Here is a 7,849-nt window from a genome sequence, read left to right as displayed (position 1 = left end):
TTTAAATTCTCTGTGATATTTGGACATAAAAAGACCCCCAGTAATTGGAATGTCCAACTATTGGGGGTCAGTTCATATACGGGGCTTTCAAGGATATTTTTTTACATTTTACTTTTTGTCTTTGGTTAGAACGGAATGTCGTCGTCGAAGTCGTCAAAGTTTGGCGCTTGTTGTGGCTTTTGCTGCTGCGGCGCTTTTTGTTGCGGAGCCTGTTGAGGTTGGTTGCCCCAGCTACCGAAAGATTGTGGCTGCGCTTGTTGTTGCGGAGCTTGTTGGTGTTGCTGAGGTTGTTGACCATAACCACCCTGCGCTGGCTGCTGGTTAAAGCCGCCCTGTGGCGCACGCTGTTGAGGTGCTTGTTATGGCTGCTGAGGTGCTTGGTTGAAGCCACCTTGTGGCGCTTGCTGCTGAGGTTGCTGACCGTAGCCACCACCTTGACCTTGCATGCTGTCGTAGCCGCCTGCAGAAGGGCTGCGCCCGTCTAGCAATTGCATTTCACTGGCGATGATTTCTGTGGTGTAACGCTTAATCACGCCTTTTCCCACTCACGGGTGCACAATGATCTTTCTATTTAGACTTTAGAGCCTTTTCCGCTTGCTGACTCAATTGAAATAAAGTCAGAGAGCGAGCAATAAAAAAACCGCTAAAGACACCATATAAAAATGACAAACTAGCAATCGCTTCAGGTTGTTCCAATACGGGGTTATGCATAGCCGTCATGACACCAACCGTATATTTGGTGATGAAGATCCCCATGATGATCAATAAGGGCACCCAACTGCCAGCAATATGAAATGTGTTATTGACCGTATCATAGCTTGCGCTCTGAAAGGGAAAGATCAGCTTACACAACAGCAAGGTACAGACCAAGCCCGCTCCCCAGAACAATACAGGTTCACTGCCGCTAGAGAAGCTTGACATCGCACCATGTAAAGAGAGCAGCACCATAATGATAGGGACTAATAGTACTCGTTTCTTAGGAACGTCTCGATCACGGCTTTGCTTCCATCCCAAGTAAACTAAGCCGGCAAACAAAACCCATACCCAAACGGGAGTGCCTGCCAAAATAGACAAAAACATACTCTTATACTCCTTCTTCTAAAAGATCAAACTATGGGTAAATACACGTCAGTAATCAGTTCATGTTCAGCTACTTCTGGGAAGTGGTTGTGGTGCTGCAAAAAACAGGGAGCATCTCGTAGCTCTTCACCACTATCTGGTAACCATTCGCCATATAAGAAGTACAGGCAGCGACTGATGTTGTGATAAGGGCCTAAATGACGAACCACGGCGTAGCGGCCACCAGCCAAAGTGCCATTAATCACACCATAATCGTTATCAGCCACCTCACTCTTAACTTCTGTCGCAATATCACAGCGAAAATCCTCAGGCATCACCTCCGTAGGATCCTCATAGATAATGTTGAACCTTCTACTTTTCGTGATTGGCAATAACCCCGTTGCCTTTCGCCACTCTCTGAATGTTGAGACCGATTCCATAATCCGGTCAGGGGAAGCTCGGTGTTTTAATAATGCTATTTTTGTCGTCTCAAAATGAACGACATCAACCTTCATGTGGCTCTCCAGCTGATTGTCAAACTTATGAAAATTCAGGCCCAATTTCTGTAAATCGGGCTGACGACGAAACTCACTAGGGGATTGTGAAAAGGCCTTCTTGAAGGCTCTGGAGAAGGACTCAGGGAATTCAAATTTTGCATCTATAGCAATATCGGTAATACGTTTTTCAGGCTGGAACACTAACTCATAAGCAGCACGTTTTAAGCGCAGTTGCTGAATAAATTTGAATACATTTTGCCCCATGTAAAGGGAAAACTGGCGGTGAAAATGATACTTAGAAAAGTGAGCGATTTGGCTAAGATCCTCAACCCTGAGATCATCATCAAGGTGCGCATATATATAGTCGCATACCACCTGCATTCGCTTTTTATAGTACTGTTTAGCGCCCACGTTTTAGTGCCCTTTCATGCTTAGTATTCGAGGAAGCTTCAGTATGACATTGATAGACACAAAAGCCTGACCAATATTGCTGATACCTCAAACCGACCAGAGTGACATTAAAGCCTCTCCATTACATCAGCATGCCTCAAAGTCCCCCACTCACCAAACAAAAAGCCCCGCATGTGCGAGGCTTTCTGGTCTATCTGACTGAACAACAAATTTTCCTCAGAACGGAATGTCGTCGTCGAAGTCGTCAAAGTTTGGCGCTTGTTGTGGCTTCTGTTGCTGCGGCGCTTTTTGTTGTGGCGCTTGCTGCTGAGGAGCCTGTTGCTGTGGCGCATTGCCCCAGCTGCCAAAAGACTGTGGTTGAGCCTGTGGTGCTTGCTGTTGTGGTGCCGCTGGTTGCTGAGGCTGTTGACCGTAGCCACCTTGAGCTGGTTGCTGGTTAAAGCCACCTTGTGGTGCTTGTTGTGGCGCGGCTTGTTGTGGTGCTTGGTTGAAGCCACCTTGTGGCGCTTGCTGCTGAGGTTGCTGACCGTAGCCGCCACCTTGACCTTGCATGCTGTCGTAGCCGCCTGCAGAAGGGGCTGCACCATCGTTGCGGCCGTCTAGCAACTGCATTTCGCTGGCGATGATTTCTGTGGTGTAACGCTTAATGCCGTCTTTTTCCCACTCACGAGTACGCAATGACCCTTCGACATAGACTTTTGAGCCTTTTTTGATGAAGTCACCGGCGATTTGACCTAGACGGTAGTTACCACGGTCCATGAAAGACACTCGGTGCCATTCGGTACGTTCTTGCATCTGGCCTGTTTGCTTGTCACGCCAGCTTTCGGTTGTCGCCAAGCTCACGTTTGCCACAGCGCCACCAGACGGCATGAAACGCACTTCGGCATCGTTGCCTGCGTTACCCACTAAAATTACTTTGTTTACTCCACGTGCCATGACGTTCTCCAACTAAAATAAGTTCTTTCTTTATACATTAGCTTGTGGCGCAAGTTGCACCAGGGCTGCTTTGTCTAATTGCTTTTTATCCACTTTGAGATAAGCGGTTTGTTCATCTTCGAATATTTGCATGCCTTCCACTCCTTGGACGTTTGCAAGTTGTTCGGCCAGCTCAGTGACTTCTGCGCTGGTCATATTAGGTAAACTGAAAGCCAAGCTGGTCAATTGACGTGGCGCGGGTTGCACCATACAAACCAAAGACCAAGCCAAAAAAATCGCACCCACGACAAAAAACACACCTTCATTTGCATGGTGCTGTAGTAGCCATCCACCGCCCACACCGCCAATAAAGGAACCGATAAATTGGTGGGTGGAAAATACGCCCATGGCCGTGCCGCGATAACCGACTGGGGCAAGTTTGCTAACGAGTGAGGGCAATACCGCTTCCATGGCATTAAAACCAATAAAGTAGCCCCACAGTAACACAGCAAACAACCAAAACAAGGATGCTCCTTGCAGACCAATGGAACAGATACCAAGCAAAATAAAGACGCCGATCAGCACTTCTTTCATCTTGCCTTTCGCTTCCGCGATAATCACCAATGGTAACATACCCACAAAGGCAAAACCCATGATTGCTAAGTAAAACCAACTATGTTGTGACAAGGCAAGATCAAACTCATTGATCAAGCGCCCTGGCACTACCACAAAGATGGCAGTTAAGCTGGCATGAACAAATAATACGCTAATATTCAGGAAGCGCAGGCGAGCGTTTTTCATCACCGAACCGAGTGCGGTGAGGCTCGGAGTGGTATCTCGTCGAAAGGTATGTTGTACGCTATTCGGCACCGCAAACAAAATAAGTGCAATGCCGACAAAGGACAAGGCCAACGAGAGGTAGAACAAGCCAGACAAGCCAACCAGTGCAAATAGCCAAGGTCCGAAGACCAGCGATAACATAAACGAGGCACCAATACTGATGCCCACACTGGCCATGGCTTTGGTACGATTTTGCTCTCGCGTGACGTCACTTAATAACGCCATTAAAGTACTGGCAATGGCGCCTGCTCCTTGCACGGCTCGCCCAATGATCAGCGTGTTAATGTCGTCGGCGTTAGCACAAATGAGACTACCCAACGCAAACAACAATAAACCAATGACAATCACACGTTTACGGCCGATTTTATCGGACCACATGCCCATAGGAATCTGCAGACAGGCTTGCGTTAATCCGTAAATCCCGATCGCGGTTCCAATTAACGCCGCATCGGCTCCCGTTAGGCCATCTGCTGCCACACTTATAACAGGCATGATGAGGAACAAACCCAACATGCGGAACAAATAAATCAGTGCTAGAGCAATAACTGAACGTCGTTCGAGTAGATCCATAAGGAGGTCACAACCACTTAACGTTGGGGGTTAAGAAAAAAAGATGCTAATTTTACCGAATTTACCGTTGAAGCTCCATTTCAACTACTGTAAAAATAGACAGTTATTTTATTAAATGCAGATTTACTTCTGTCGATCCGTTTTTATTGGAGACCCATGGATACTATTACCATACGCGGGGCCCGCACCCACAACCTGAAAAATGTGGATTTAGACATTCCAAGAGACAAGCTTGTGGTCATCACGGGGCTATCAGGCTCTGGTAAATCTTCTCTCGCTTTTGACACCTTGTATGCTGAAGGACAACGTCGCTACGTTGAATCTTTATCAACCTACGCGAGACAGTTTTTGTCCATGATGGAAAAGCCCGACATTGATCACATTGAAGGTTTGTCACCCGCCATTTCCATTGAACAAAAGTCCACGTCTCATAACCCAAGATCAACGGTCGGCACGATCACCGAAATCTACGATTATTTGCGTTTGCTGTTTGCCCGTGCTGGTCAACCTCGTTGTCCAGACCATGGCGAACCATTAGAAGCACAAACCATCTCGCAGATGGTGGATAAAGTCATTTCCTTGCCTGAAGACACTAAAATGATGTTGCTAGCGCCCATCGTTAAAGATCGTAAAGGTGAGCACTTACATACTATCAGTGACCTATTATCAAAAGGCTTTATTCGCGCTCGTATTGACGGCATTGTGGTCGACCTAGACGATGCGCCAGCGCTGGAAAAAAACAAAAAACACACCATTGAAGTGGTCATCGACCGCTTTAAAGTGCGTGCCGATTTACAGCTGCGTTTGGCGGAGTCTTTCGAAACCTGTTTGGAGCTGTCGGATGGCATTGCCAAAGCCATTAATATGGACGAGCCGGAGGAGGAATACATTTTTTCCAGTAAATTTGCTTGTCCTGTTTGTGGTTACAGCTTAACGGAACTGGAGCCTCGCCTGTTCTCATTCAACAACCCAAACGGCGCTTGTCAGACGTGTGATGGCTTAGGCACGCATCAGATGTTTGATCCTGAGCGTATTATTCAGGATGACACCCTAACCTTGGCAGAAGGCGCCATTCGCGGTTGGGGACGACGCAGTATTTTCTACTATCAACAGCTGACGGCAATGGCGAATCACTACGGCTTTGATATCGAAGCGCCTTACAAAGACATTCCTGACCATTTTAAAAAGCGCATTTTAAATGGCTCAGGCAGCGATAAGATCAGCTTCGTTTACATTAATGAGCGTGGCGATAAGATGACGCGCTCACACGCGTTTGAAGGTGTGATTCCGAATCTGCAACGCCGCTACCATGAAACTGAATCCGATAGTGTGCGTGATGACTTATCTCAATACATCAGTGTACAACCTTGTCCTGATTGTCACGGTTCACGCTTGAACCGTTCAGCACGCAATGTCTTTATTCAAGAACAAACCTTGCCTGAAATCGTCACCTATTCTATCTCTGACTGTTTGAATTACTTTGAGAACTTGCAGCTAACTGGCGCGAAAGGCGAAATCGCATCAAAAATCCTAAAAGAGATCCGTGACCGTCTGACCTTCTTAGTAAATGTGGGTTTAGAATACCTCACCCTAGATCGTAAGGCGGACTCCTTATCCGGTGGTGAGGCACAACGTATTCGATTAGCAAGCCAAATTGGCGCAGGCTTGGTCGGCGTTATGTACATTCTCGATGAACCTTCTATTGGCCTGCACCAACGAGATAATGAACGCCTTATTGCCACACTCACCCGTTTGCGAGATTTGGGCAATACCGTCATTGTGGTAGAACACGATGAAGATGCAATACGCATTGCCGACCACGTTGTGGACATTGGCCCCGGTGCTGGTGTGCACGGTGGACAAGTGATTGCCAGCGGCACACCACAAGACATTATGGATTGTGAATCGTCCATTACCGGCAAATTCCTAACCGGTGAACGCAAGATTGAAGTACCCGCGGTGCGCCATCCAGCAAAGGATGGCAAACACCTGAAACTCTTGGGGGCCACTGGCAATAATCTAAACAATGTGGATTTGAGCATTCCCCTTGGCGTCATGACCTGTGTCACTGGGGTGTCTGGGTCAGGTAAATCCACTTTAATCAATGGCACACTTTATCCATTGGCGGCGACGGCATTAAACGGTGCAACGACCTTAAAGCCAGCGCCACACAGTAAAGTGGAAGGCATGGACGAGTTTGACAAATGTGTTGATATTGACCAAAGCCCTATTGGTCGTACTCCGCGCTCTAACCCAGCGACTTACACGGGCATTTTCACGCCAATGCGGGAACTGTTCTCGGCCACTCAAGAAGCGCGCTCACGGGGTTATAAGCCAGGTCGTTTCAGCTTTAACGTCAAAGGCGGCCGCTGTGAAGCCTGTCAGGGTGATGGGGTGATCAAGGTGGAAATGCATTTCTTACCCGATGTGTATGTGCCTTGTGATGTGTGTAAAGGCAAACGCTATAACCGTGAAACCTTAGAAATTCATTACAAAGGTAAGAACATTCACCAATGCTTGGAAATGACCATTGAAGACGCACGCGAATTCTTTGACCCCGTTCCATCCATCGCTCGTAAACTGCAAACCTTAATTGATGTGGGTTTAGGCTATATTCGCTTGGGTCAAGCCGCCACGACCTTGTCTGGCGGTGAAGCACAGCGCGTTAAACTGGCCAAAGAGCTATCTAAGCGTGATACAGGTAAAACCTTGTATATTCTCGATGAGCCAACAACCGGATTGCACTTTGCCGACATTGAGCAACTATTAAAAGTACTGCATCGCTTACGTGACCACGGTAATACCATAGTGGTGATCGAGCATAATTTAGATGTGATCAAAACAGCAGATTGGATCGTCGATCTTGGCCCAGAAGGCGGCAGCGGTGGTGGCTACATCATTGCCGAAGGGACGCCGGAAGAAGTTGCTAAGAAAGACAACTCTCATACAGCACGCTTCCTAAAAATCATGCTTTGATAAAGACATAGTTATTGTTAAAAAAGCGCTAAGCAGGTATCTGCTTAGCGCTTTTTTTTTGTGGACAAGTCAGTTACTTATCCACTGTTTAAAACCATTGAAAGCCTGTCACTGTAAGCAACCGTGCTTTGATGGCACAAAAAAACCGGACTCAAGAGTCCGGTTTTTTTATTACATACTGATATTACTCAGCGGCTTCAGTTTCTGGTCGATCGACCAATTCCACGTAAGCCATAGGTGCGTTGTCACCTGTACGGAATCCACATTTCAAAATGCGAATGTAACCGCCAGGACGAGCTTGGTAACGAGGACCAAGTTCTGAGAACAATTTACCTACTGCGTCTTTGCTACGAGTACGAGCAAAGGCTAGGCGACGATTCGCTACGGAATCGATTTTCGCCAATGTGATCAAAGGCTCTGCAACACGGCGCAATTCTTTTGCTTTAGGCAACGTTGTTTTAATAACTTCGTGCTCAAACAAAGAAGCAGCCATATTTTTGAACATCGCTTTACGATGCGAGCTAGTACGGTTTAAGTGACGTCCACTCTTACGATGACGCATTATACATTCCTTACCAAAC

5 protein-coding genes and 2 pseudogenes are annotated in these 7,849 nt (G+C 47.1%); 1 reads left to right on the top strand and 6 read right to left on the bottom strand.

Features of this window, described 5'->3' with window-relative positions; translation table 11 throughout:
• Positions 1-125 precede the first annotated feature (125 nt).
• The 5 genes and pseudogenes from ACHUFM_RS16880 to ACHUFM_RS16860 form a co-directional block, all read right to left on the bottom strand.
• Positions 126-589 (bottom strand): annotated as a pseudogene (locus ACHUFM_RS16880) (single-stranded DNA-binding protein); the annotation flags it as partial.
• A 17-nt stretch (positions 590-606) separates the two neighbouring features.
• Positions 607-1,080, bottom strand: a pseudogene (locus tag ACHUFM_RS16875) (DUF6622 family protein); the annotation flags it as partial.
• Between the two features lie 26 nt (positions 1,081-1,106).
• Entirely contained in the window at positions 1,107-1,967 is an 861-nt protein-coding gene (locus tag ACHUFM_RS16870; protein WP_394183694.1) for an AraC family transcriptional regulator, read from the bottom strand.
• A 216-nt stretch (positions 1,968-2,183) separates the two neighbouring features.
• Entirely contained in the window at positions 2,184-2,903 is a 720-nt protein-coding gene (ssb, locus tag ACHUFM_RS16865; RefSeq protein ID WP_394183692.1) for a single-stranded DNA-binding protein, read from the bottom strand.
• Between the two features lie 30 nt (positions 2,904-2,933).
• On the bottom strand, positions 2,934-4,292 hold the full coding sequence (locus tag ACHUFM_RS16860; RefSeq protein ID WP_394183690.1) for an MFS transporter: 1,359 nt from the start codon (positions 4,290-4,292) through the stop codon (positions 2,934-2,936).
• 156 nt (positions 4,293-4,448) lie between these two features.
• On the opposite strand from ACHUFM_RS16860, the gene uvrA reads away from it, so the two are divergent.
• Positions 4,449-7,268 carry an excinuclease ABC subunit UvrA gene (gene uvrA / locus ACHUFM_RS16855; RefSeq protein WP_394183688.1) on the top strand — a complete coding sequence of 940 codons (2,820 nt, stop codon included), beginning with the start codon at positions 4,449-4,451 and terminating at the stop codon, positions 7,266-7,268.
• 184 nt (positions 7,269-7,452) lie between these two features.
• Here uvrA and rplQ read toward each other — a convergent pair whose 3' ends face one another.
• Positions 7,453-7,830: a 50S ribosomal protein L17 gene (rplQ, locus tag ACHUFM_RS16850; protein ID WP_063334241.1), complete on the bottom strand. Its 378-nt coding sequence runs from the start codon at positions 7,828-7,830 to the stop codon at positions 7,453-7,455.
• Positions 7,831-7,849 lie beyond the last annotated feature (19 nt).

Origin of the sequence: Marinomonas posidonica (assembly GCF_043643765.1) — a bacterium.
GTDB classification, from domain to species: domain Bacteria; phylum Pseudomonadota; class Gammaproteobacteria; order Pseudomonadales; family Marinomonadaceae; genus Marinomonas; species Marinomonas posidonica_A.
This window is presented reverse-complemented; position numbering and strand designations above follow the sequence as displayed.